This window comes from Streptomyces sp. SID486 (assembly GCF_009865385.1).
In the GTDB taxonomy this organism is placed as follows: Bacteria; Actinomycetota; Actinomycetes; order Streptomycetales; family Streptomycetaceae; genus Streptomyces.
This window is the reverse complement of the sequence record NZ_WWJT01000041.1, coordinates 1-923: the sequence shown is the minus strand read 5'-3', so window position 1 is coordinate 923 and position 923 is coordinate 1. Positions and strand designations below refer to the sequence as shown.

Here is a 923-nt window from a genome sequence, read left to right as displayed (position 1 = left end):
GACCGCTGCTTGGGTGATGTGGGGGTGGTCGGTGAGGGTTTGTTCGATCTCGCCGGGTTCGATGCGGAAGCCGCGGATCTTGACTTGGTGGTCGGTGCGGCCGACGAATTCGAGGTCGCCGTGGGTGTTGTGGCGGGCGAGGTCGCCGGTGCGGTACATGCGTTGGCCGGGTGTGGGGGCGTAGGGGTCGGCGGTGAAGCGTTGGGCGGTGAGGGTGGGTTGGTGGTGGTAGCCGCGGGCGAGGTGGGTGCCGGCGATGTAGAGCTCGCCGGTGGTGCCGGGGGGGACGGGTTGGAGGTGGGGGTCGAGGATGTAGGTGCGGGTGTTGGCCATGGGGTGGCCGATGGGTGTGGTGGGTCCGGTGTGGGGGTGGGTGGGGTTGGTGGTGTGGTGGGTGGCGAAGGTGGTGGTTTCGGTGGGGCCGTAGCCGTCGGTGACGGTGAGGTGGGGGCAGGTGGTGTGGATGTGTTGGACGGTGGTGGTGGGGACGGCTTCGCCGCCGGTCCAGAGTTGGTGGACGTGTTGGAGGGTGTGGGGGGAGTGTTCGGTGAGGAGGGTGAAGAGGGAGCTGGTGAGCCAGAGGGCGGTGATGTGGTGGGTGGTGATGGTGTGGTGGAGGGTGGGGATGTCGAGGTTGCCGGGGGGTGCGGTGATGAGGGTGTTGCCGTTGAGGAGGGGGACCCAGATTTCGTAGGTGGAGGCGTCGAAGGCGGTGGGGGAGTGGTGGAGGACGCGTTGGTGTGTGTGGGGGTCGAAGCGGGGGTCGAGGGCGAGGGTGGTGATGTTGCGGTGGGTGGTGGTGATGCCTTTGGGGGTTCCGGTGGATCCGGAGGTGTACATGATGTAGGCGGCGTCGTCGGGGTGGACGGTGGTGCGGGGTGCGGGGTGGTCCTTGCCGTCCCACTCGACGTGGTCCACGACGA

Annotated in this window: 1 protein-coding gene; it reads right to left on the bottom strand. The window is 67.8% G+C overall.

Going from position 1 to position 923, the window contains the following annotated elements; all coding sequences use genetic code 11:
* Positions 1-923, bottom strand: a 923-nt coding sequence (locus tag GT045_RS01960) for an amino acid adenylation domain-containing protein (RefSeq protein ID WP_161333086.1), incomplete at both ends; no start/stop codon positions are given.